We start from the raw sequence: 23,546 nt of genomic DNA on the forward strand, positions 1-23,546 counted from the left end.
TTCTACTTGCCCTTCTCATGGATCCTGACCGTTATTCTCATGTTCACTTACTTCGTCCAGAAGCTTTACGATTACGAGAGGAAAAAATCCCTTTTCGATGAGCTCACCACTATTTTCACCGGGACGGCCACCGGTGTCCTCATTTTGGTGGCTATTTTCTTTTTCTACCGTCCCTTTTTCTATTCCCGCCTCCTTCTCATCTACGCTTTCGCCTTCACCGTTGTGCTTCTGAGTCTGATGCGGTTTACTAGGAACTTTGTACTTAAACTGCTCCGGAAAAAAGGCATAGGGGTCACTCGGGTTCTCATAGTGGGGGCAGGGGACATAGGGCGAAAAGTCATGCGCAATATACTGGCCCAGCCTCACCTTGGATACAAAATAGTGGGGTTTGTGGATGATAATCCTGAAAAGGGACATGGCTACATAGGGCGTTTCAAGGGGCTGGGGGAGCTGGATAAAATACCCCAGATCATCCAGGAGGAAGGGGTAGACGAGGTCATAATAACGCTACCATGGATGTATCACCGGAAGATTCTGGGAATTATGGAACAGTGCGAGCGGTACAACGTCAAAGCCAAGATTGTCCCTGACCTTTTTCAGATGAGCCTGAGCCAGATAGAGGTGGATGACCTGAGCGGCCTGCCTCTTATCAGCGTGAGGCCCTTAGCATTCAGGCGCTGGGAGCAATTCATTAAAAGGGCGATGGACCTGGTTATAGCTTCAGTGGCTCTGGTTGTGTTCACTCCTCTCATGCTCATTATAGCTCTGGCTATCAAGCTGGACTCCCCAGGCCCTGTTTTGTTCAAGCAAGTGCGGGTTGGGAAAGGGGGGAAAGAGTTTGTGATGTATAAATTCCGGTCCATGAGGGGAGGAGCTGAGGAGGAACAAGAACAATTAAAAGAACTGAGCGAGGTTGATGGCCCTATATTTAAGATCAAAAACGACCCCCGCTGCACGAGGGTGGGAAAGGTAATAAGACGCCTGAGTCTGGACGAATTACCTCAACTTTACAACGTATTGAAAGGGGAGATGAGCGTTGTGGGACCAAGGCCACCTCTTCCTTCGGAGGTAGCTCAATATAAGGAGTGGCACAAAAGGCGCCTTGCTGTTTCCCCGGGGATGACAGGGCTGTGGCAAGTAAGCGGAAGGAGCCTCCTGTCCTTTGATGAGATGGTTCTCCTGGACCTTTATTATATTGAAAATTGGTCTCCCCTCCTGGACCTTAAAATTCTCCTTCGCACCATACCCAAAGTTATCATCAGTGAAGGAGCTTACTGAAGGAGGTAAAATGCCCTGGCTTTCGCCTTCAGACCAAAAGGCTTTAACGAAATTCCTTCAAGAGTTAGTAATGATCCCAAGCCCTTCCGGCCAGGAGGGTCCCCTGGCTCGGAGGATAGCTGAGGAGATGGAAAATCTCGGTTTCCCCGAGGTAAGGATAGATAAGGTGGGCAATGTAATAGGCAAGATTGGCTCGGGGAAGAGGCCTATCCTCTTGCTGGATGGACATATGGATACTGTAGAGGTCGGGGATCTTTCCCGCTGGACTCATGCTCCTTACGGAGGAGAAATAGAGGGAGGTTTCCTCTATGGGCTTGGAGCTGCTGATATGAAGGGGGGATTGGCCTCCATGGTCTACGGCCTGGGGGCTCTCCTAAAGGCAGGTGTTGAAATCCCCGGCACCGTATACTTTGCAGGAGTAGTTCAAGAGGAGCCTTCTGAAGGCACAGCCCTTAAGATTTTCCTAGAAGAAGAGGGGATCAAACCCGATTACGCTATAATTGGTGAGCCTTCTTCCCTGCGGATAATCCAGGGGCATAGAGGGCGTATGGGAATAATCGTCACTACCAAAGGAAAAGCCTGTCATGCTTCTTCTCCTGAATTGGGTGAAAATGCTATCTACTCCGCTGCCAGGATAATCTTTGGGATAGAGCTCATGTCCTCCCGTTTCCTGAACGACGCTTTCTTGGGGAGAGGCTCCGCCGCCGTGACTTGGATAAAGAGCGAATCCCCAAGCCGCAATGCGGTCCCTTACTTGTGCTCTTTCTATGTAGACCGGAGGCTCACTCTGGGCGAAACGGAGGCTAAAGCTCTGGCTGAAATTCGAAGCATTATCCTAAGAGAAGGGGTGGAGGCGGAAATAGCGGTAAACGAATATGAAGCCTGTAGTTATACCGGCTATACCTGGAAAGTCCGGGAGTATTATCCTGCTTGGCTTATACCTCAGACCCACCCTTTGGTACAGGCAGGCCTCCGGGCTGTAGAGAAAGTCCTTGGTCTCAGTCCTGCCATTGGGCGCTGGAAGTTCTCTACCGATGGAGCCTACACCATGGGCGAAGCTGGTATCCCTACTATAGGATTCGGTCCAGGGGATGAACAATGGGCTCACTCTCCTGATGAGCGGGTTCGGATAGAGGACGTCTTAGTGGCCGCTGAAATATATGCAGAGATGGTCCTGGAAGTGATGAAGATTTAGCAATTGCTACCGTGTTTACCGCAGGCGGGGTTGAGCGACCCCTCGTCCATACAGTGGCTGGAAATGGAGAAGGGCGAAGCCCCATTCCGGGAGCTTGGGGGTGTCCCCCAAAACCTTAAAAAGGGAGCGATCAGCCAACCTTTGCACTTTGCCCACGAGTGGGACCCTGAACCGTGGCGAACCTTAGGCCCACGAGTGGGACCCTGAACCGTGGCGAACCTTAGGCCCACGAGGGTGGGGAAAATTGGGTGGTCCAGGGGGCGAAGCCCCATGGCAGGGGGCCTGGGGGATGTGCCCCCAGAAACCTTAGAGAAGAACAACCACCTGCTTCACTGCCCTGCTACAGGGGTAAAAGAGAGCTTTCTTGAGGCATAAAGCCATGGGGAAAATTTACGCAACTCTTTTCTTTGTATCTGCCGGCTCGTTAGCTTTTCAAGCAACCCTGATCAGGATCTTCTCGCTGGCCCAGTGGTATCATTTCGCCTTCATGGCCATAAGCTTAGCTCTTCTGGGGATAGGCGCCAGCGGTTCTTTCCTGCACGTCGCCCCCTGGCCGGTTAAGAAGCGCCTGGCGGAACTTATCCCCTGGTCAGGCCTAGCTTTCTCTCTGAGTGTTCTGTTCTCTTACCTCGCAGCCAATTTTATACCTTTTGATTCTTACCGCATCGCCTGGGACCCCTTCCAGTATCTCTACCTCCTGGCCTACTTCCTGGCTATATCCCTGCCCTTTTTCTGGAGTGGGCTTCTAGTGGGAGCCAGCTTAACAGCTTTTCCTGCATATTCTGCCACCCTATATGCAGCAAGCCTTGGAGGTTCAGCTTTCGGTTGCCTGTTGCCCCTGGTGACAATGCCAGCGGTAGGTGGGGAAGGCTCGGTAGCAATCTGCGCTCTCCTGGGAATACCGGGATGGTTAACAGGTCTGAGAAAAGGACGCAAAATTCTCGCTTTCCTCTCAGGATTGGCGCTTTTTCTCCTGGCGATCGCTCCTCCCCCCTTCTTTGAAGTTAAACTTTCACCTTACAAAGAGCTATCTCAAGCCCTTAACCAGAAAGGCACGCAGCTTCTTGCGCGCCGCTGGAACGCTTTCTCCAGAGTTGACGTTGTGGAGATGCCCACCCTTCATTCGGCCCCAGGCTTAAGCCTTTCATTTCAGGGCAAACTTCCACCTCAAAAAGCTATTTTTGTTGACGGGAGCGACCCCTCCCCCGTCACTGCTCTGTCAGAATTGAACTTTCTGGAGCATACCCCTTCGGCTTTGCCCCACATCCTTCGGCCTCGGTCCAAAGTCCTTGTTCTGGAATCAAGGGGTGGATTTGAAGTTCTTACGGCCCTCAAAAAGGGAGCCTCTCACATTACAGCGGTGGAAGGGAATCCCCTGGTGATATGGGCTGTTCAGGAGCTCCTTGGAGACTTTTCGGGAAGGATTTATTCTCACCCTTCAGTTAAAGTTGTAAGCGTAGAGGGGAGGAGTTTCCTCAAAGGCACTGAGGAAAAATTTGACCTTATAATCCTGAGCCTGGCTGATAGCCGCAGGGTGATAACCTCGGGGGCTTTCAGCCTTTCGGAAAGCTACATTTACACCCTGGAAGCTTTTGAAGATTACCTCGATCACCTTACAGACACGGGCATTCTGGTGATCCACCGATGGCTTCAGGTCCCTCCCAGCGAGTGCTTGAAGGTTGCAGCACTGGCCGTTAAAGCCCTGGAGAGAGCCGGCATAGAAGACCCTGCATCCCATTTGGTAGCCTTGAGGAGCTGGTCAACGGTTTTGATCCTTGTCAGCAAAAGGCCTTTTACACCGGAGGAAATTGAACAGGTCAAAGCCTTCTGTCAGGGCAGGTTTGATCTGGTCTATTACCAGGGGGTAGAGGAAGAAGAAACCAACATCTACAATGTGCTTCCTGAACCCTACCACTATCGGGCTTTTACTGAGCTAATGCAGAAGGGGGAAGCCTTCATCAAGGCCTATCCCTTTGAAATTTCACCTCCCACCGACGACCGCCCTTTCTTTTTCCATTTCTTCCGGTGGGTTCAAATCCCTTATATCCTCAGAATGATGGGCAAGGTCTGGATGCCTTTTGGGGGGAGTGGCTATCTGGTTCTCCTGATCCTTCTGGGGGTGGCAACTCTGGCGGCGTTTTCCCTGATAATTTTCCCCCTGAGACTGGCTCCTCTACCGGGTAAAATCCCGCCTCAAATATGGGCTGGGGTCTTTTCCTATTTCGGGTCCCTGGGGTTGGGTTACATCCTGGTGGAGGTGCCGTTGATTCAGAAATTTATACTTTTTTTGGACCGCCCCGTTTATGCCTTCTCTATAGTAATTGCTTCTCTCCTGGTTTCATCGGGAGCGGGAAGCCTCCTTTCGAGGAAAGCGCCGTGGGGTTTATCCCTCTTGACGGTCTCAATCCTGGCCTTTATCTATCCCTGGGGGCTTGCAAAAGTGCTCCCCAATCTTATAGGATTGCCTCTGCCTCTGAGGCTTCTCCTGGCAGGTCTGATTCTATCGCCCCTCGGTTTCTTCATGGGCATACCTTTCCCTAGAGGGGTAGGGGAGTTGGGCAAACGCTGGCCTCACCTTGTGCCCTGGGCCTGGGGAGTCAATGGATGCCTCTCAGTTATAGGTTCAATTGTGGCGGCAATGCTGGCGCTCTCTTTTGGCTTCCGATGGGTGCTTACGGCAGGAAGCTTGGCTTACCTGGTGGCCCTTTTAGCTCAGAGACTCCTTAAGAGCCGTTAAAGTCAAAATCCCTGCTGAGATTACCCCCAGAGCCGCCAGAATAAAGACCGTCCTAACATCCATAGCAGCTCCCAGGAGTCCTGAAAGGCCCATGGCTAAGGTAGTTGAGAAGCTTATGGAGGTATTAACGGTGCTTTCTACCCTTCCCCTCTTCTCATTCGGGACTGTCGCTTGGAGGAGGGCGGCCAGAGTTGCCCTGGCAACCACCACACATACTCCTATTAGAGTGGCCAGAATTAAAGCCATTTCAAAGCGGGAAGAGAAAGCAAAGGAAATAATAGCCGCTCCCAGGGCTATCATGGCTGTCCCTGCCAGATAGTGGGGAGAAGCAAAGCGGGAGAAGAAGCCCAGGGAAAGTCCTCCTATCACCATTCCAACCCCCTGAATGGAGTTGAGAAATCCGAAGCTTTCCGCACTCACCCCCAGGTATTTTTCCACATACGCCACTCCCAGGACAGCGATGCTTCCCAGGCTGAGAGTTGCCACCGAAGCTGCCACCATGATTATCAGTATAGGCCTTTTCTTCTTTATGTAACCAAGCCCCTCTTTGAGCTGGGGCCATATTATGCCCTCTCTGGGGGTAGAGTTATTTACTGGAGGGATTTTAAGGGTGAAGATGAGCCAGGCGGAAAGGAAAAACGTGAGGCTATCCAGAATGAATGCGGAAGCCGGTCCCAGGGTAGCGATGATCAAGCTTGCCAGGGAAGAGCCCACAATGATTGCCAGCATCTGGCTGGCTTGGAGAAGCCCATTAGCGGTGAGGAGCATCTCTCTGGAAACAATGCTGGGGATAACGGCATTGCGAGCTGGGCCAAAGAAAACTCCAGCGATAGACATGAAACAGCCCACCAGGGGAAAAAGGTAAAGCTGTTGAGGACTCCTTGCCCCGATCAAAAAGAGGATGGCTATTCCTCTCAGAATGTCCGAAATTATCATAACCTTCTTGCGGTCAAAGCGGTCCGCCATCACTCCTCCCACAAGGCCCAGGAGGAGTGGGGGAAAGGCTATGGCCATGGCTGTAAAACCAAGCCACAGGGTAGAACCTGAAAGCTTCTGAATTACCACCAGAGCGGCTATAAGGGCTAAAGAATCCCCGATCTGGGAGATAAATTGCCCGATCCAGAGGATTCTGAAATCCCTTATCTTGAAAGCCTCTAAAAAGCCCACTGATTATTTTCCTTTTCCTTTCAGGCGGCGTTTCTTACCCTCTTGATTCTGGAGGATGGGTGGAGGGGCTATTGGTTCCGAAGCCAGGGCCACCGGGAGTACCTCTTCCATCCTTTCCACGAAGATGAATTTAAGTTGCCTACGGATCTTGGGAGGTATCTCCACCAGATCCTTCTTGTTTTTCTTGGGCAGGACAATGGTCTTAACGCCGGCACGATGGGCAGCCAGAACTTTCTCCTTTACCCCTCCTATGGGCAGAATCCTCCCCCTCAAGGTTATCTCACCCGTCATTGCTACATCTTTGTGGACTGGCCTGTTGGAGAGGGCGGAGATGAGAGCGGTGGCAATAGTCACCCCGGCCGATGGCCCATCCTTGGGGATAGCGCCCTCGGGCACGTGGATGTGGATGTCCAGGCGGTCAAAATTCCAGTTAGGAATGCCCAGCTCCCGAGCTTTAGAGCGCGCATAGGAGAGGGCCGCTTGAGCTGATTCTTGCATTACCTCTCCGAGCTGACCGGTGAGGATGAGGGTACCCTTACCCTCCATAAGGGTTACTTCCACGGGCATGATATCACCACCCGCCTCTGTCCAGGCGATTCCTGTGGCCACCCCCACTTCATCCTTCTCTTCAGCCATCCCGTAGGAATACTGCGGTGGTCCCAGGTATTTGGGGAGAGAATTAGCCGTTATGTGGAGGGGAATCTTTTTGCCCTCGGCCACCTTGCGGGCCAGCTTGCGACAGATAGAAGCTATACACCTTTCCAGGTTCCGAACCCCAGCCTCGTAGGTATATTCCCGGATGATGCGGCGGAGAGCCGTTTCCGAAAATTTGATCTGTTCTTTGCTCAGGCCATGCTCCTCCAGCTGGCGGGGGATGAGGAAGTAGCGGGCTATGTGCACCTTTTCTTCCTCCACATATCCGGGGAACTCTATAACTTCCATCCGGTCCCGCAGAGCCGGAGGGACGGTATCCAGAATATTGGCAGTGGTGATGAAAAGCACCTTGGAAAGGTCGTAAGGGACTTCAAGATAGTGATCGTAAAAAGCATGGTTCTGTTCTGGGTCCAGGACTTCCAGCAGGGCAGCAGCCGGGTCGCCTCTGAAATCCAGACCGATCTTGTCCACCTCATCCAGCATAAAGACAGGGTTTATAGTTCCAGCCTGGCGCATGGTCTGGATTATCCTTCCGGGCATAGCTCCTATGTAAGTGCGGCGGTGCCCCCGGATTTCGGCCTCATCCCTTACACCTCCGAGGGACATCCTTACAAACTTGCGCCCCAGAGCTTCAGCTATGGAACGGCCCATAGAGGTCTTGCCGGTTCCAGGAGGCCCAAGGAAGCAGAGGATGGGGCTTCGCATCTTGTTGGAAGCCAGCTTCTTTACAGCGATGTATTCAAGAATACGTTCCTTAGCCTTTTCCAGCCCGTAGTGTCTGGAATTGAGGATGCGGGCAGCTTTCTCCAGATCAATTTCATCCTCGGTAGCCTTGGTCCAGGGCAGCTCCAGCAACCAGTCCAGGTAGGTTTGAATTATCCCGATTTCCGGGGAAGCTGGGGGCATTGAAGCGAGCCTCTCCAGCTCTTTACGGGCTTTCTCCTTTACTTCTGGAGGCATATCGGAATTTTCAATTTTACTTTCCAGTTCAGCTATGAGTCTGGATTGGGAATCCAGCTCCCCCAGCTCATCCTGGATGATCCTCATCTGCTCGCGGAGGAAATATTCCCTCTGGGCCCTATCCATTTCCTCCTGGACTTTAATCTTGATCCTGCTTTCCAGCTCCAGGATGTCCAGTTCCCGGGCGAGGAAGATGCTGAGCTTCTGAAGGCGCTCCAGAGGGTTAAAGGTCTCCAGAAGCTCCTGGCGTCGGGCATTATCCAGCTTTACCGAAGAGGCGATGATATCGGCAAGCCAGCCTGGCTCATCAATGTTCATGGCCGCCACATAGGATTCTTCCGGTATCCCCTCATCCAGCTGGACAATTTTCTCAAAGAGGGCCAGGACAGCCCTCATTAGGGCTTCCGTCTGGATGTCCTTTTCCACGGGTTCTTCCTGGATTGGGACAGCCCTTGCTTTAAGGTAAGGGTAAGTTTGGATAAACTCCAGAAGGCGAACTCTTTTCTGGGCCTGGAAAATTACACTGGCAGCCCCATCGGGTAACCTTATGGGGCGGCCTGGGGTAACCTCAACCCCTATTTCGTAGAGGTCTTGAGGAGATGGGTCATCAACGTTAGGGTCCCTCTGGGCAACAGCAATTATTGTGGAACCAGCCTGAACAGCTGCTTCCACCGCCCGGAGGGACTTGTCCCTCCCCAAATACACCGGAGTTACGGTGTTGGGGAAAATGACCTGGTCTCTTATAGCTACAACGGGGCAAACTAATTCTTCCAGCTCTAAAAGTTCCGGCGCACTCAAACCAGGACCTCCGTTTATTTTATTCCCAAAAAATTTTAACCTAAAAGCCAGCGCTCGTCAAAATGCCTGAAAGCCGCTTGAAGGAAAGCCAGAACTGGGCCTTATGTTATTGACTTGCACCCTGTTTTATGCTATCCTATTTCCCAAGGAGGGGCGATATGGGGGAGCGAGTTCTTGTGTGTGTAGCTTGGCCTTACTGCAATGGGGACCTGCATGTTGGGCACATCGCCGGGGCTTACCTCCCTGCCGATATCTTTGCCCGCTACAACCGCCTCAAGGGAAGGGAAGTCCTTATGGTTTCCGGATCCGATACCCACGGAACTCCCATTACCGTCAAAGCCGAGGAGGAAGGAATAACCCCCAGGGAGGTAGTGGATAAGTACCATCCCCGTTTCATTGAAACTTTCCAGCGCCTGGGGATAACCTTTGATATTTTTACCGAAACCGACACCGAAAACCACTGGCGCGTAACTCAGGAAATGTTCCTGAAGCTTCTGCAAAAGGGATACATCTTCAAAGATTGGATGCAGGCCCTCTATTGCCCTTCCTGCCGGAAATTCCTGGCGGATCGCTATGTGGAAGGGACGTGCCCCTACTGCGGTTACCCTGGAGCCAGAGGAGACCAGTGCGATGCTTGTGGCCGAACTCTTGACGCCATTGAGCTCATAAATCCAAGGTGCAAGTTCTGCAGTGGAACTCCTGAAGTCCGACAAACAGAGCATTTCTTCCTGGATCTACCAAAGCTCAATGAGCCCCTCCTCAAATGGGTTGAGGAAGACAAAGAACACTGGCGCCCCAATGTCCTCAACCTTACTCTCACAACTCTGAGAAGTGGAGAACTTCGCCCCCGCCCCATCACCCGGGATATTGAGTGGGGGATACCGGTTCCTGTCAAGGGCTACGAGCACAAGCGAATTTATGTGTGGTTCGATGCGGTAATAGGCTACTGGGCAGCGACTATTGAGTGGGCAAGCATAGTGGGAAGACCGGAGGCTTGGAGGGAATGGTGGCAGGATCCATCGGTCCGAAGCTATTACTTCATCGGTAAAGATAACATCCCCTTCCACACTATAATTTGGCCGGGCATGTTGATAGGCTATGGCGGCCTCAATCTGCCCTATGACGTCCCGGCGAACGAATATTTGAACGTAGAAAGAAGGAAACTTTCCAAGAGCCGCCGGTGGGTGATTGAAATACCGGACTTCCTTTCCCGCTACGATCCCGACCCCCTTCGTTATGCTTTGACAATAAACGCTCCGGAAACCAGCGATGCTGATTTCACCTGGGAGGAATTCCTGCGGCGCAACAACAATGAACTTGTGGCTACCTGGGGCAATCTGTGCTATCGTCTTATAACCTTTGCCCACCGTTACTTTGACGGCAGAGTTCCGGAGCCCGGAGAGCTCGGGGCCAGGGAAAAAGAATTACTTCAGGCTATGGAGCAGGGCTTCCACAAAGTGGGAGAGCTTCTGGACGCCTGCAGGTTCAGGGCGGCTCTCTCCGAAACTATGACCCTTGCCCAGTTAGTAAACCGCTATCTCAACGAGAAGGAGCCGTGGAAACTGGTGAAAGAGGACAGACCTTCCGCCGCTTCGGTGATTTATACAGGCCTCAAGGCGATAGACTCCCTCAAGACGATGTTCTATCCATTTCTGCCTTTCTCTAGCCAGGAAATACACCGGATGCTGGGTTACCAGGATGATCTTCTGGGCAAACAGTACGTTGAAACCATACAGGAAGAACGCAAGTCTCACCTTGTCCTCCGCTACGATTTCAGCAATGTTAAACTTCGCTGGGAACCCGGGAAACTGGAGCCTGGCCAGCCCCTCGGGGAACCACACATACCCTTTAAGAAGCTGGATGAAAAAATAGCCGAAGAAGAGTTAAAGAGGATGCTGGCTTTAGCTGGTGAAGCGGTTTAAAAGGAGCTTCTGGCTTATAATCCTGGCCGCTTTCGCCCTCAGGTTTCTTCCCCTCCGGTGGCATTCCTTCCACCCAGATGAAGCCCTTTATTCCTGGTGGGCCTCCCTGATAGCCAGATGGGAAGATCCTTTCCTTCTTTCACCCTGGGTGGACAAGCCACCGCTGTATCTTTACCTCCTGGCTTTTTCCTTCAAAGTTTTCGGCATTTCGGAGTTTTCTGCCCGTTTCACAGGAATTTTTGCCGGAACTCTTTCCGTAGCTTTCCTCAGGGCGTGGCTGAAAGCTCTCTATGGAGAGAAAGTTTCCGCCATCAGCGCAACCCTTTTCGCTTTCCTCCCCCTACCGGTGCTTTTTTCCCCCACAGCCCTCACTGACCCCTGGCTCTCCATGTTGATTTTAGCATCCATGTGGATGGCCTGCTACGATAAAAAGCCTTCTCTCACAGCCTTCCTGGCGGGCCTCGGGGCAGGCTTGGCCTTAGGAACTAAACAGCAGGGCCTTTTCTTGGCCCCTTTCTCTCTCTTCCTCACTTCCCACTGCAAGAGGAAGGGTTTCCCCCGCTTTTTCTGGCTTTCAGGCTTTCTAATAATTCTTGTCCTTGTTGGGTGGTGGGATTCGCTCCGGTGGGAAACCCGCCCCAGCTTTTGGGACCGCAGTTTTACAACCTACGGTGGACTCAGCCTCGTCCCCTGGCAGGAACTTGGTTGTAGATTTTTAAAGTGGCTTGAGCTTTTGAGCTGGACCGCCGGGGGACCATTTCCAGCGGCTATCCTTACCATTCTGCTCGCTCTATCCTGGCGGGCTGACCCTCTGCGGGCTAAATTTGACCGGATACTCCTGGGATTTGTGGCGTTCTGGTTTGTGCCGCATTGGCTCTTCAATTTTCAAATCTGGGACCGATACGTCTTGCCTGTAACACCACTCCTCGCTGCCCTCTGGGGACGTGGGCTTACTGCCCTCAATAAGCCGGGATGGAAAATTTTCGCTATCGCTTTAATTCTGAGTTTTAGCCTCTTATCCCTCAGGCCCGACGGTCTTCCCGCTGGAAGCAATTATAGCCTCTACGATGGGATCGAAGAATTGGTCTGCTATCTCCGCGAGAACGCCAAACCGATGACTATCCTCTACCACCGTTACCTTGGATGGCATCTTAACTTCTATTTACACAATACAGGGGTGGAAATCCGCTGGTATCCTTCTCCCGAAGGCTTGGTGAGGGACCTGGAAACTCAAGGTGCGGAAGAGAAACTCCTGGCCTTCACTCCTTTTGAAGAGTATGAACCTGTCCTTCAAGCCCTTAAGCAAGCAGACTATTCTCTGGAAAAGACAGCGGAATTTTCCCGTTCGGATGGCAAAACCTTTAAAGTTTACAGGATATTAACACGGCCGGGAAGTTGGGCTCCTCGCTTGCTCAAGCCTTCGCATGGATTGTATAATTAACTCTGGGCAAGAGGGAGGCGATGGGGGATAAAAGGACCGTTGATGAGCTTTCCATAGAAGAGCTGGAGCGCATCCTCCTTCTCAAAAAGATGGAAGCTCGAGCCAGACAGAGGGAACGGCTGGCTCTGGAGGGAAGGCTTGTGCTCCGAAGCGAACAGAATGCGGGGGCGGCCACTTCCCTGCAGCCCAGACCAAAGGCGCTGAAGCGCTGGCAGGAAAACCTCCTTCTTTCTCTGGAAATTATCGCCTTGATAGGCCTGCTGGCCGTGGTTATTATATCTTTCATCAACATCCATTCCCTGAACCAGGAAGTAGCGCAGGCTCTGGGCGCTCCACCCCCAACCCCAACTCCCATCATTGACGTGGTAATCCTGCCGGGGAGGCCACCTCAGCCTTCGGGAGACCTGCCTGCCCGTTACAGGGACATGGTTAAGCCAGCTCCACCTGTAGTTATCCCCACTCCCAGTCCCGGCGCCCCCACGCGCATTGTTATACCCAAAATAGGCGTTGATGCCCCGGTGGTGGAAGGAGACGGTTGGGAAGAATTAAAGCGGGGGGTCGGACACCACATAGGCTCCGCTAACCCCGGAGAAAGGGGCAACATGGTGCTTTCCGGCCACAATGACATCTTCGGGGAAGTATTCAGGGACCTGCACAAGCTTGATCTTGGAGACGAGATAATAGTTTATGCCGGAGAAGTGCCCTATAGATACATAGTTAAAGCCAAAAAGATAGTGGAGCCAACAGATGTCAGCGTTATGGCTCCCACCACAACCCCCATTGTAACCCTGATAACCTGTTATCCCTATCGGATTGACACCCACCGCCTGATTATAGTGGGAGAGCTTTCTCAGTGAGGTTCCGCTTAGCTTTCCTGCTCATGGGTTTTACTTTTACCATTACCCAGGCCATAATGGTCCGGGAACTGCTGGTAGCTTTTCTGGGGAACGAGCTGTCCATTGGCCTCGTTTTAGGATGCTGGCTTATCCTGGAAGCGCTTGGTAGCCTGATAATGGCCCGTTTCATCCTTCGCTTCAGTTCTCCGCTCCTTTACCCTCTCCTTCAGGTCTTCCTGGCTCTGGCTTTACCTCTTTCCCTGGTCTTGGCTTTTTCGGTGCGAACCCTGCTTGGAGCTGTGCCTGGCCAGGGATTGGGTATAGGGGTTATGTCTCTCACCTCCTTTCTTATCCTTTTGCCCATCGGTATAGTTGACGGAGCCATGTTCACTGCAGCTTCTGAAGCTTTCACCCATTCCACACGGAAGGGGATCCCGGCAGTAGGGGAGGTTTACGTTCTAGAAGCGATTGGAGGGATAGCAGGAGGAGTCCTTTTCACATCCTTTTTTTCCAGTCTCCTTTCTCCTCGGACAATCCTGTTTCTTGTGTTGCTTAACCTCATTTCGGCTTTATCTCTGAGCGTAACTGCGGGAAGAAAGGCTTCAGCGGTTATTGGAATCTTTTTATTAGCCACTCTGACTCTCATGTTGCCGGGCCCAGGTTCAGCAATAGAGCGTATCATCATCGGGACGCAATGGAAAGGATACGAGGTGGCCTTCTACGGAAACTCCGTCTACGGCAATGTAACCGTCATCCGCCTGGGGGAGCAGTATACCCTCTTCTCAAACGGCATTCCCATCGTCACTACCCCTTTCCCCGATCTGAACTTTGTCCAGGATTTAGCTCACCTTCCCCTCCTCTTTGTTCAGGAGACGAAGCAATGTCTTATCGTAAGTGGAGGGGCGGGTGGCTTGATCCGGGAACTCCTCAAATACCCGTGGGAACGGATTGATTACGCCGAACTTGACCCTCTCCTCCTCAGGGCACTGCGGTTTATCCGCACCCCCCTTACTGAAGAAGAGCTGGGCAATCCGGCGGTGGAAGTGCACTACCTTGATGGCCGCTTCCTTATTCGGAAAAGGGCCCGCCTTGAGGGTTCGCCCCCATATAACCTTGTAATCATCAACTTACCATACCCTTCAACGCTCCAGCTCAATCGCTTTTACACCCATGAGTTTTTCCTCCTCGTTCGGGAAGTTTTAGCGAAAGAAGGTGTTCTTGTGGTTATGGCCCCAGGCTCGCTTACCTATCTGAGCCCGGCCATGCGTAACCTTAACCTCTCCCTTTATGCCACTCTGAAGGGGGCCTTCCCTTATGTTTTCCCCATCCCTGGCGATGGAGTTAATCTGTGGTTGGCTTCCGAAGGCATTGATTTTGAAAAGATTGGGGTAGAGGAGCTCGTAAGGCGTGCTCAGGAGCGACCCCTCCAGGGGACTGTGGTGGGGGAAAGGTATTTGAGGTTGCGCTTCGATCCAGGTAAACTTTCATGGTTCAGGAGAGAGCTTGAAGGCGGCGAGGCTTCTGTGAACTTTGACTTGAAGCCCCTGGGTCTTTTGCACGGTCTTGCTTACTGGAACGAGGTGTTTTCCCCCGCTTTTGCGAAATACTTTGAAACTCTTCTCCGGTTGCGGTTCTGGCACTTTGTCATTTTTATAACCCCCTTGGCCTTGGTGTTTCTCTCCCTCCTCTTCTTGCGGAAGTTGAAATCCACTGTTCTTCTTCCGCTGGTGGTGGCTTCTACGGGCTTTGGTGGCATGTGTTACGACCTTGCGGTTATCTTTGCCTTCCAGATTTTCTATGGCTACGTTTACCGTGAAATAGCTCTTCTGGTAGCGGCCTTTATGGCTGGCCTGAGCTTTGGGGGATGGTTCATGAGCAGGAGGGCTGAAAGAGTAGGTAAATGGAGCAAGCTGGTGGAGGTAGAAGGAGGGCTGGTAGCTCTTTGGTTCTTTTTCCCGTTGATCCTGGTGGCTATCTACCGTTGGGGAGGGGAAGCCAGCGTGCCGTTGCTCCTGGCCCTTAATGCTCTGGGTGGGTTTATGGTGGGAATAGAGTTCCCTCTGGCCAGCAAGATCTATTCAGAAAGGCACAGGCTAAGCGAGGCAGCTGGTGTTATGTATGGAATGGACCTGGCAGGGGCATTTCTGGGGTCAATTTTGTTCTCGGTAACCCTTCTGCCTTCTCTGGGCCTTGTGGGAAGCTGCTGGCTTGTGGGTGTGATAAAGTTAGTGAGCTTCACTGTAGTCCTGTTAAGCCGGAGTTTAATGAATCAGCAAGCATAAAAGCCAGGGCTATTGTGCTCCAGGGGATACCTTTGAGGACCATTCCGAAAGCCCCGGGCGAGAGGGTAATTTACCAGCTGATGTTTGTTCAAGGGATTCTTCAGGCTCTTCCTGGCGAAAAATGCGCCGGACGCCGGTTGCAGTGCTTAGGTACAATCTGGCACGGAAGCTCCCGCTCTTTGCTTTCTTTGCGCTCCTGTGGTATAATTTTTTGGGTATAAAGGAAAGCTCTTTAAAAGGTTAATTCTACGCTGCTCCCCAGGAGCCTTCAGGCTCTTTAGAAGCTTCTTTTTACCTCTCTTTCCCCCTAAAAAATTCGGGGAGAAAAAAATTTTTCCGGGCCTTAAATAACCCCAAAGGAGGGGTCAAAAATGGCAATTGAAAAGGAAAAGCTTCTCTGGATGTACGAGAAGATGCGCACCATCCGGGCCTTTGAGGAGAAGGTGGGTGAGCTTTTTGCTGCCGGCAAAATCCCGGGCTTTGTCCACCTCTACATTGGAGAAGAAGCTGTGGCCGTGGGTGTGTGCGCAAACCTCCGGGATGATGATTACATTACCAGCACCCACCGCGGGCACGGCCATCTCATCGCCAAGGGCGGCGATCTCAAATTCATGATGGCTGAGCTTTTTGGGAAGAAGACCGGTTACTGCAAGGGCAAGGGTGGTTCCATGCACATCGCTGACCTGGACCTGGGAATCCTGGGAGCCAACGGAATTGTGGGCGGAGGGCTCCCTATAGCCGCCGGTGCTGCTCTGGCCGCTAAATACCTGGGAACCGACCGGGTCGTAGCCTGTTTCTTCGGGGATGGGGCTGCTAACCAAGGCACCTTCCACGAAGCCCTCAATATGGCCTCTATCTGGAACTTGCCCGTTATCTTCGTGTGCGAGAACAACTATTACGCCATTTCCCTCCACCAGCGCAAACACATGCATGTCACCGACATTGCCGAAAGGGCCAAGGCCTACGATATTCCCGGTGTAGTGGTGGATGGCAACGATGTTATCGCCGTCTACGAAGCGGCCGAAGCAGCAGTTAAAAGGGCAAGGGCCGGGGAGGGTCCCACCCTCATTGAGTGCAAAACTTACCGCTACCGTGGCCACTTTGAGGGCGACCCCATGGTTTACAGGACCAGGGAAGAGGCCGAAGAGTGGATGAAGAAAGACCCCATAACCCGCTTTGAGGCCAAGCTCCTGGAGATGGGGGTCCTGACGCCTGAGGACATAAGCAGAATCCAGGAAGAGATCAAAGCCAAGGTTGAAGAAGCCGTCCGCTTCGCCGAAGAGAGCCCCTATCCTGAGCCGGCCGAAGTCTTTCAGGACGTTTATACCGAATGAAAGGAGGCCAAGATGAGGAAGCTTACCTTCGCTCAGGCTTTGAACGAAGCCCTCAGGCAGGAAATGAGGCGCGATCCCACCATTTACGTGGCTGGAGAAGACGTGGGTAAATACGGGGGAATCTTCGGAGTTACGGCCGGCCTCCTGGAAGAGTTCGGGGAGGAGAGGGTGAGGGATACCCCCATCACCGAAAGTGCCATCATAGGCTCGGCGGTGGGAGCTGCAGCGGCAGGGCTGCGCCCTGTGGTGGAAATAATGTTCATAGACTTCATCGGTGTAGCTCTGGATCAGCTTTTCAACCAGGCAGCCAAGATGAAGTATATGTTCGGCGGAAAGGCCAAGCTCCCTATAGTGGTTCGGACCACCTGTGGAGCAGGGATGTGCGCTGCCGCCCAGCACTCCCAGAGCCTTGAAGCCTGGTTCATGCACATACCCGGCCTCAAAGTCGTGGCTCCCTCCACCCCTTACGATGCCAAAGGCCTCCTTATTTCCTCTATAAGGGACGATAACCCTGTCTTCTTCATTGAGCACAAAATGCTCTACGGTCTCGAGGGCGATGTTCCGGAGGAGCCCTACACCATACCCCTGGGCGTGGCTGATATAAAGAGGGAAGGGAAAGATGTGACAGTGGTGGCCACCATGGCTATGGTCCACAAAGCCCTTGAAGCTGCCGATGAATTGGCAAAGGAGGGAATAGAAGTGGAAGTGGTGGACCCCCGCACCCTTTCCCCTCTTGACAAAGAAACCATAATAAACTCCGTTAAGAAAACCCACCGCCTGGTAGTCGTTCATGAAGCGGTGAAGCAGGCAGGGCCCGGGGCTGAGATCGCTGCTATGGTAGCTGAGGAGGCTTTTGATTACCTTGATGCTCCTATCAAGAGAGTAGCAGCACCCTTCACCCCTGTTCCCTTCAGCCCCGTTCTGGAAAGCGCTTACATTCCGAGCAAAGACAACATCATCTCAGCTGTTAGAGAGGTCCTGGGGAAATGAAAGCGCTGGGGGAGGGTCTTTCAGGCCCTCCCCCTAATTTTTGCGGAGGGATAAACCATGCCCGTGGAAAGGGAAAAGCTCGTAGAACTTTACCGCACCATGCTCAAGATTCGCCTCTTTGAGGAAAGGGTGGCTGAAATCTACTGGGAGGGCAAGTCCCCCGTTTTCAACATTGCGGCCGACCCTATCCCCGGTGAGATGCACCTTTACATTGGCGAGGAAGCAGTAGCTACCGGAGTCTGCGCTCACCTCAGGCCCGATGACATGGTGGCTGGAACCCACCGCTCCCATGGCCATTACATAGCCAAGGGAGGAGACCTCAAGAAGCTCATGGCCGAGCTTTTCGGTAAAAAAACCGGGCTCTGCCAGGGCAAGGGAGGCCACATGCACCTTTTTGATGCGGGCCTCCACTTCGGGTGCGGCGGCATTATCGGTGCGGGGATACCCCATGCTGTTGGAGCGGCGCTGGCTTTCAAGATGCAGGGCAAAGACAACGTGGCCGTTAGCTTCATAGGCGACGGAGCTGCTAACATCGGAGCTTTCCATGAATCCCTGAACCTGGCCGCCATATGGAAGCTCCCGGTGGTGATCGTGGTGGAAGATAACCTCTATGCCATTTCCGTTCCGAAGAGCAAATCCACGGCAGTAAAGTCCAACGCTGAGCGCGCCGCTGCCTATGGTATCCCGGGTGTTCTTGTGGACGGCATGGATGTGATGGCTGTTTACGAGGCGGCTGGCGAAGCCATTGCCCGGGCCAGGAGGGGTGAGGGGCCATCCCTTATTGAGTGCCTCTGCTACCGCTACCGCGGTCACTTTGAAGGCGATCCCCAGCTCTACAAGCCGGAAGGCGAAGAGGAGGAGTGGCGCAAGAAGGACCCAATCCCCAACTTCAGGGCCAAACTCATAAGGGAGGGTATCCTCACGGAAGAGGAGGCCAATAAAATCCAGGAAGAGGTGGCTGCTCTGGTGGCAGAAGCCGAGAAGTTTGCCCGCGAGAGCCCCTGGCCTGAGCCAGAAGAGGCCCTTAAGCATGTTTTTCTTTGATGAGGAGGGGTAAAAATGGCCGAGCGAATCATTTCAATGTATGAGGCTATAGCCGAAGCCATCGCTCAGGAGATGGAGAGGGATCCCCGCGTCTTTGTGATGGGAGAAGATGTGGGGTTCTACGGGGGTATCTTCGGCGCCACCACCGGGCTCTGGAAGAAATTCGGCGATGAGAGGGTTAGAGACACTCCCATTTCGGAAATGGGCTTTGTGGGAGCAGCGGTGGGAGCCGCCCTGGAAGGGATGCGCCCCATTGTAGAGGTGATGTTCGTGGACTTCACCGGGGCATGCTTTGACCAGATCCTCAACCATATGTCCAAAATTCAGTATATGTCCGGGGGTCAGCTCAAGGTCCCGGTGGTGCTCATGACAGCCATAGGGGGAGGGTACAACGACGCTGCTCAGCACTCCCAGTGCCTTTACGGCCTCTTTGCCCACCTCCCCGGCCTCAAGATTGTGATCCCATCCACCCCATACGATGCTAAAGGCCTGATGATCCAGGCCATCCGGGACGATAACCCAGTGATGTATTTCTTTCACAAGGGCCTGATGGGTCTTCCCTGGATGACCATCATAGAAGCCACCTGGGCTCCTGTCCCGGAAGAGCCCTACACCATCCCCTTCGGTGTGGCTGATATCAAGCGGGAAGGGAAAGATGTGACGGTCGTGGCGGTAGCTATGATGGTTCACAGGGCCCTGGAAGCCGCTCAGAAGCTGGAGAAGGAAGGCATAAGCGTGGAAGTAATAGACCTGCGCACCCTTGTGCCTCTGGACAGAGAAGCCATCATCAATTCCGTCAAGAAGACCCATCGCCTCCTGGTGGTGGATGAAGATTACCTGAGTTACGGGATGAGCGGGGAGATAGTGGCTATAGTGGCTGAGAATGCCCTTGAATACCTGGATGCTCCTCCTAAGCGCCTGGCTGTTCCGGATGTCCCTATTCCTTATTCCAACACCCTTGAAGATTTCGTAATTCCCTCCGCTGACCGTATTGCGGAGGCAATAAAGGAACTTGTAAGCTGAAGAAAACCAATTTGGGGTCTCCTCTGCCCTGGACGGGGGCTGGGGAGGCCCCTTTTAATCGGGAAGGAGGGAACATGGCTGCCCAGAAAGTTGTCAAAGTAAACACTTTCACAGGAGGCCTTATAGGCCCCAGTATCCCGATGTTGGGCCCTGTGGAAGATGGTGGGACTATAATAGCCGAAACTGCTCCTGGCTGCTGGGGCCCCATGATCACGCCCTCTTTCAAAGGCGGACATGAAGTTACCACGCCGGTGGCTGTGGAAGGGGCAGAGCCAGGAGATGCTATCCTTATCCGCATCAAGAAAATAAAAATCACCTCTATGGCCACCTCCTCAGGGGTCATGAGCATAATGGAAGGACGATACAGAGGCGATCCCTTCGTTGCGAGGTATTGCCCCAACTGTGGCGCAGAGAACCCACCCACTCGCCTTGAGGGCATCGGGCAGGAAGCCGTGAGGTGTGCTAACTGCGGGGCTGAGGTGAGTCCCTTCAGGGTAGTTCACGGATATACCATGGTCCTGGACCAGGAGAAGGGCATAGCCCTCACAGTAAGCCCCGAGGTCGCGGAATCTCTAGCTAAGGATGCGGCTAAGATGATGGCTTTGCCCGAACATTCAGCCCAGCATCCGATTCTGGCTTTCTATCCTGCCCATATGCCGGGAGTTGCAACTCGAATCCGCCCCTTCATAGGCAACCTCGGCACCACTCCCAAAGTAGACATGCCCGACTCTCATAACGCTGGAGATTTCGGTCAATTTCTCGTGGGAGCTCCGCATCAGTATAATCTTACCCGGGAACAACTGGAAGATGCTCGCACTGATGGGCACATGGACATAGACTCCGTTCGGGAGGGAGCCATCTTGATTTGCCCGGTTAAAGTTCCCGGGGGCGGGATCTACCTGGGCGATGTCCACGCCATGCAGGGGGATGGAGAACTGGCTGGGCATACTACTGACGTTTCCGCTGAAGTAACGCTGGAAGTAAAAGTGATAAAAGGGCTAGGCATTGAAGGGCCGATATTGCTTCCGCCTGTGGAGGACCTTCCACCTCTGGCTCGCCCTCTCACCAGAGCAGAAAAGGAGGCGGCGAAGGCACTGGCGGAGAAATTCGGCCAGAAAGAAATTGAAGAGGCCTGGCCCATCCAGATGGTGGGCTCTGGCCCTAACCTCAATGAAGCTACCGAAAATGCTATAAACCGGCTGGCCAAGCTCTTTAACATGTCCAAAGAAGAAGTGATGAACCGTGTTACCATTTCCGGAGCCGTGGAGATAGGAAGGCTACCGGGCGTGGTAACCGTAACGATGCTTGTCCCTGAAAGCAAGCTGGCCGCCGTCGGATTGGCTGATATTGTCAAAGAACATTATTCAACCTAAGGAGGGGTTTTGTCGGAAACAATTGTAGGCATCATCGCCAACCCGGCTTCAGGGAAAGACATAAGAAGGCTTGTAGCTTACGGTTCCGTTTTTGATAACCAGGAAAAAGTGAACATAGTCCGAAGGGTCCTTCTGGGCTTGGAAGCTGCTGGGGTGGAAAAAGTCCTCTACATGCCCGATTACTTTGGAATTGTGCCCAAAGCCCTCAATGCAGTAAAGCTTTCTATGGAAGTATGTCCCCTGGACATGCCAGTATACGCCGATCAAAGGGACTCCATCCTGGCAGCTTCCCTCATGGCTGAAGCCGGAGCAAAATGCATCGTAACCCTGGGAGGCGATGGCACCAACAGAGCTGTGGCCAAAACCTGCGGAGATGTTCCCATCGTCCCCATCTCCACTGGAACTAACAATGTCTTTCCCTTTATGGTGGAAGGGACCATAGCGGGGCTGGCAGCGGGAGTTGTGGCTGTGGGCGCTGTGGAGCCCGAAAAAGTGGTCAGGCCCTCCAAGAGGCTGGAGATAGAGGGAGAAGACGGAAAGCTCGTGGACATAGCCCTTGTGGATGTCGTGGTTTACGATGATGTTTTCATTGCCTCCCGGGCCATCTGGGATATGTCCAAAGTGCGGGAGATAATCCTGGCCAGGGCCTCCCCGGGGAACATAGGCCTCTCTTCCGTAGGAGGCTGCCTTTACCCCAATGCTCTGGACGAGGGGCATGGCGTGTATATAAAATTAGGGCCAGGGCGAAGGGTTCTCGCCCCTATTGCCCCGGGGTTGATAGAGGAAGTCCAGGTAGAAAGCTGCGCTCTCCTAAGCCTTGGGGAAGCTGTGGAAATCCGCTGGAAGCCTTCCATCCTGGCGCTGGATGGGGAAAGGGAAGTGGAGGTAGGACGCAATGCCAGCCTGTGGGTTCGTCTTACGGGTAACGGACCTAAGGTGGTGGATATACCACTGGCTCTGGAGGAAGCAGCCAGGAATGGCTTTTTCACTGGAGGAAAAGCATGGCCCTGAAAAAGTTCATTGTGGAAATAGGCCAGGGCATTGATCAGCACGGGCAGGACCCCACCAGGGCCGCCCGCAAAGCCGTGGTCGATGCCATATCCCGAAGTTGCCTGTGCGGCCTTGTAGAGATACTTGGCCTCAGGGATCTGAACCAGGTGGAAGTGGAAGTCCTTGTGGCCTGCCCTTACCCTGAGAAGGTCAGGGCTGAAGAAGTGTTGGAAGCAATCCCCTTTGGCCAGAAGAGGATTGAAGTCCGGGAAGGGGGGATGATTGCCAGAGGGATATACCAGCCAGAGCTTGGGGACAAATCCGACGAAATCCTGGTGGCCAATGCGGCCGTGACTGTCTGGGTAAAGGAGGGATAGGATGGCAGTAAAGGTTATCATGCCCAAACTCGGGATGGCCATGACTGAAGGCACCGTAGTCAAATGGCTCAAGCCTGATGGGGCCAGGGTGGAAAAGGGAGAACGCATCGCTGTAGTGATGAGCAAAAAAATCACCTATGAAGTAGAAGCTCCCGCTTCGGGGATCCTGCGCCATGCCGCTGCAGAAAAAGAAGTGAAACCGGTCGGAGAGGTCATAGCTTACATAGCAGAACCTGGCGAGGTGATACCGGAGCTGGAGAAAGTCCCTGCAGCTCCTCCCGTGGCTGAAGCTCCCGCCCCGCCGCCGAAGGAAATCCTTGCCACTCCGGCAGCCAAGAGACTGGCAAAAGAGCACGGCATTGATCTTGCCCAGGTCACTGGCACTGGACCTGGAGGTCGTATCACTGAAAAGGACGTTATGGCCTTCATAGAGGCCCGCAAGGCGCCGCCACCTCCCCCTCGTCCGCCTGCTAAAGTCATCCCCTTCATTGGGATGCGCCAGGCCATAGCCGAAAGGATGACCCAGAGCCTCCAGACCATGGCCCAGGTCACCATAACAGCTGAAATTGATGCCACCGAACTGGTCCGGATGAGGGAGCAGCTAAAAGGCGAATTTGAACTCACATATACCGATATGGTGGTCAAAGCGGCAGCCATGGCCCTCAAGAAACATCCGCTTCTCAACTCTGCTTTGATAGGGGAAGAAATCCACCTGCTGGAGGAAATCCACATAGGGGTAGCTGTAGCCCTGGAAGGTGGGCTCATAGTTCCGGTGGTGAGGGATGCTGACAAAAAGTCCCTTAAAGAGATAGCTTCCGAAACCCGCAGGCTTGCTGAAGGGGCCAGGGCTGGCACCCTTACCGTTGATGAAGTCACCGGAAGCACCTTTACAGTGACAAACCTTGGAATGTATGGAGTGGACATCTTCACCCCCATCATCAACCCGCCTGAGGTGGCCATCCTTGGAGTGGGCAGGATTGTGGAGAAGCCTGCCTGCTATCAGGGGCAAATCGTCTCCAGGGCTATGATGCACCTGAGCTTAACTTTTGACCATCGCATTGTAGATGGTGCGCCCGCAGCCGAGTTCCTGCGCACAGTTAAAGAACTTCTGGAAAACCCTTACCGCCTTCTGCTTTAGCCAACGG

17 protein-coding genes are annotated in these 23,546 nt (G+C 53.2%); 15 read left to right on the forward strand and 2 right to left on the reverse strand.

Features of this window, described 5'->3' with window-relative positions; genetic code table 11:
• From NZ653_01905 to NZ653_01915, 3 genes are all read left to right on the forward strand, one after another.
• Positions 1-1,278, forward strand: a 1,278-nt coding sequence (locus tag NZ653_01905; protein MCS7285885.1) for an undecaprenyl-phosphate glucose phosphotransferase, incomplete at its 5' end; no start/stop codon positions are given.
• 10 nt (positions 1,279-1,288) lie between these two features.
• The gene (locus tag NZ653_01910) at positions 1,289-2,473 is read left to right on the forward strand and encodes a YgeY family selenium metabolism-linked hydrolase (protein MCS7285886.1); all 1,185 of its coding nucleotides are present in this window, start codon (positions 1,289-1,291) and stop codon (positions 2,471-2,473) included.
• A 379-nt stretch (positions 2,474-2,852) separates the two neighbouring features.
• A complete protein-coding gene (locus NZ653_01915; GenBank protein ID MCS7285887.1) occupies positions 2,853-5,210 on the forward strand; it encodes a hypothetical protein in 2,358 nt (785 codons plus the stop codon).
• Here the strand turns inward: NZ653_01915 and NZ653_01920 are convergent.
• On the reverse strand, positions 5,181-6,377 hold the full coding sequence (locus tag NZ653_01920) for an MFS transporter (GenBank protein ID MCS7285888.1): 1,197 nt from the start codon (positions 6,375-6,377) through the stop codon (positions 5,181-5,183). The genes NZ653_01915 and NZ653_01920 overlap by 30 nt on opposite strands.
• A 3-nt stretch (positions 6,378-6,380) precedes the next feature.
• A complete protein-coding gene (gene lon / locus NZ653_01925; GenBank protein MCS7285889.1) occupies positions 6,381-8,789 on the reverse strand; it encodes an endopeptidase La in 2,409 nt (802 codons plus the stop codon).
• Between the two features lie 158 nt (positions 8,790-8,947).
• Between lon and metG the strand changes: the two genes are divergently transcribed.
• The 12 genes from metG (at position 8,948) to NZ653_01985 (ending at position 23,539) form a co-directional block, all read left to right on the forward strand.
• Positions 8,948-10,711: a methionine--tRNA ligase gene (gene metG / locus NZ653_01930; protein MCS7285890.1), complete on the forward strand. Its 1,764-nt coding sequence runs from the start codon at positions 8,948-8,950 to the stop codon at positions 10,709-10,711.
• Entirely contained in the window at positions 10,698-12,152 is a 1,455-nt protein-coding gene (locus NZ653_01935) for a glycosyltransferase family 39 protein (GenBank protein MCS7285891.1), read from the forward strand. The genes metG and NZ653_01935 overlap by 14 nt, the downstream gene beginning before the upstream one ends.
• Before the next feature lie 20 nt (positions 12,153-12,172).
• On the forward strand, positions 12,173-13,009 hold the full coding sequence (locus tag NZ653_01940; protein ID MCS7285892.1) for a sortase: 837 nt from the start codon (positions 12,173-12,175) through the stop codon (positions 13,007-13,009).
• Complete coding sequence (locus tag NZ653_01945; GenBank protein ID MCS7285893.1) at positions 13,006-15,270, forward strand: hypothetical protein; 2,265 nt, start codon at positions 13,006-13,008, stop codon at positions 15,268-15,270. The genes NZ653_01940 and NZ653_01945 overlap by 4 nt, the downstream gene beginning before the upstream one ends.
• 371 nt (positions 15,271-15,641) lie before the next feature.
• The gene (gene pdhA, locus NZ653_01950) at positions 15,642-16,604 is read left to right on the forward strand and encodes a pyruvate dehydrogenase (acetyl-transferring) E1 component subunit alpha (GenBank protein MCS7285894.1); all 963 of its coding nucleotides are present in this window, start codon (positions 15,642-15,644) and stop codon (positions 16,602-16,604) included.
• Between the two features lie 12 nt (positions 16,605-16,616).
• Positions 16,617-17,594, forward strand: coding sequence for an alpha-ketoacid dehydrogenase subunit beta (locus NZ653_01955; protein MCS7285895.1), 978 nt, complete (start codon positions 16,617-16,619; stop codon positions 17,592-17,594).
• A gap of 57 nt (positions 17,595-17,651) precedes the next feature.
• A complete protein-coding gene (locus NZ653_01960; protein MCS7285896.1) occupies positions 17,652-18,638 on the forward strand; it encodes a thiamine pyrophosphate-dependent dehydrogenase E1 component subunit alpha in 987 nt (328 codons plus the stop codon).
• Positions 18,639-18,653: 15 nt separating this feature from the next.
• Positions 18,654-19,661, forward strand: coding sequence for an alpha-ketoacid dehydrogenase subunit beta (locus NZ653_01965; protein MCS7285897.1), 1,008 nt, complete (start codon positions 18,654-18,656; stop codon positions 19,659-19,661).
• Between the two features lie 74 nt (positions 19,662-19,735).
• The gene (locus NZ653_01970) at positions 19,736-21,034 is read left to right on the forward strand and encodes an acetamidase/formamidase family protein (protein MCS7285898.1); all 1,299 of its coding nucleotides are present in this window, start codon (positions 19,736-19,738) and stop codon (positions 21,032-21,034) included.
• A gap of 9 nt (positions 21,035-21,043) precedes the next feature.
• Complete coding sequence (locus tag NZ653_01975) at positions 21,044-22,045, forward strand: NAD(+)/NADH kinase (GenBank protein ID MCS7285899.1); 1,002 nt, start codon at positions 21,044-21,046, stop codon at positions 22,043-22,045.
• Positions 22,036-22,401 carry a Lin0512 family protein gene (locus NZ653_01980; protein MCS7285900.1) on the forward strand — a complete coding sequence of 122 codons (366 nt, stop codon included), beginning with the start codon at positions 22,036-22,038 and terminating at the stop codon, positions 22,399-22,401. Before NZ653_01975 ends, NZ653_01980 begins: the two co-directional genes overlap by 10 nt.
• Before the next feature lies 1 nt (position 22,402).
• Entirely contained in the window at positions 22,403-23,539 is a 1,137-nt protein-coding gene (locus NZ653_01985) for a 2-oxo acid dehydrogenase subunit E2 (protein MCS7285901.1), read from the forward strand.
• Positions 23,540-23,546: the final 7 nt, after the last annotated feature.

The organism is Anaerolineae bacterium, assembly GCA_025062375.1.
Taxonomy (GTDB): Bacteria; Chloroflexota; Anaerolineae; order SpSt-600; family SpSt-600; genus SpSt-600.

What these genes read in the sequence shown, in the direction of transcription:
- metG (MCS7285890.1), top strand. Translation starts at nt 8,948, where the DNA reads ATGGGGGAGCGAGTTCTTGTGTGTGTAGCTTGGCCTTACTGCAATGGG.
- NZ653_01965 (MCS7285897.1), top strand. Translation starts at nt 18,654, where the DNA reads ATGGCCGAGCGAATCATTTCAATGTATGAGGCTATAGCCGAAGCCATC.
- pdhA (MCS7285894.1), top strand. Translation starts at nt 15,642, where the DNA reads ATGGCAATTGAAAAGGAAAAGCTTCTCTGGATGTACGAGAAGATGCGC.
- NZ653_01910 (MCS7285886.1), top strand. Translation starts at nt 1,289, where the DNA reads ATGCCCTGGCTTTCGCCTTCAGACCAAAAGGCTTTAACGAAATTCCTT.
- NZ653_01940 (MCS7285892.1), top strand. Translation starts at nt 12,173, where the DNA reads ATGGGGGATAAAAGGACCGTTGATGAGCTTTCCATAGAAGAGCTGGAG.
- NZ653_01985 (MCS7285901.1), top strand. Translation starts at nt 22,403, where the DNA reads ATGGCAGTAAAGGTTATCATGCCCAAACTCGGGATGGCCATGACTGAA.
- NZ653_01960 (MCS7285896.1), top strand. Translation starts at nt 17,652, where the DNA reads ATGCCCGTGGAAAGGGAAAAGCTCGTAGAACTTTACCGCACCATGCTC.
- NZ653_01915 (MCS7285887.1), top strand. Translation starts at nt 2,853, where the DNA reads ATGGGGAAAATTTACGCAACTCTTTTCTTTGTATCTGCCGGCTCGTTA.
- NZ653_01955 (MCS7285895.1), top strand. Translation starts at nt 16,617, where the DNA reads ATGAGGAAGCTTACCTTCGCTCAGGCTTTGAACGAAGCCCTCAGGCAG.
- NZ653_01970 (MCS7285898.1), top strand. Translation starts at nt 19,736, where the DNA reads ATGGCTGCCCAGAAAGTTGTCAAAGTAAACACTTTCACAGGAGGCCTT.
- NZ653_01980 (MCS7285900.1), top strand. Translation starts at nt 22,036, where the DNA reads ATGGCCCTGAAAAAGTTCATTGTGGAAATAGGCCAGGGCATTGATCAG.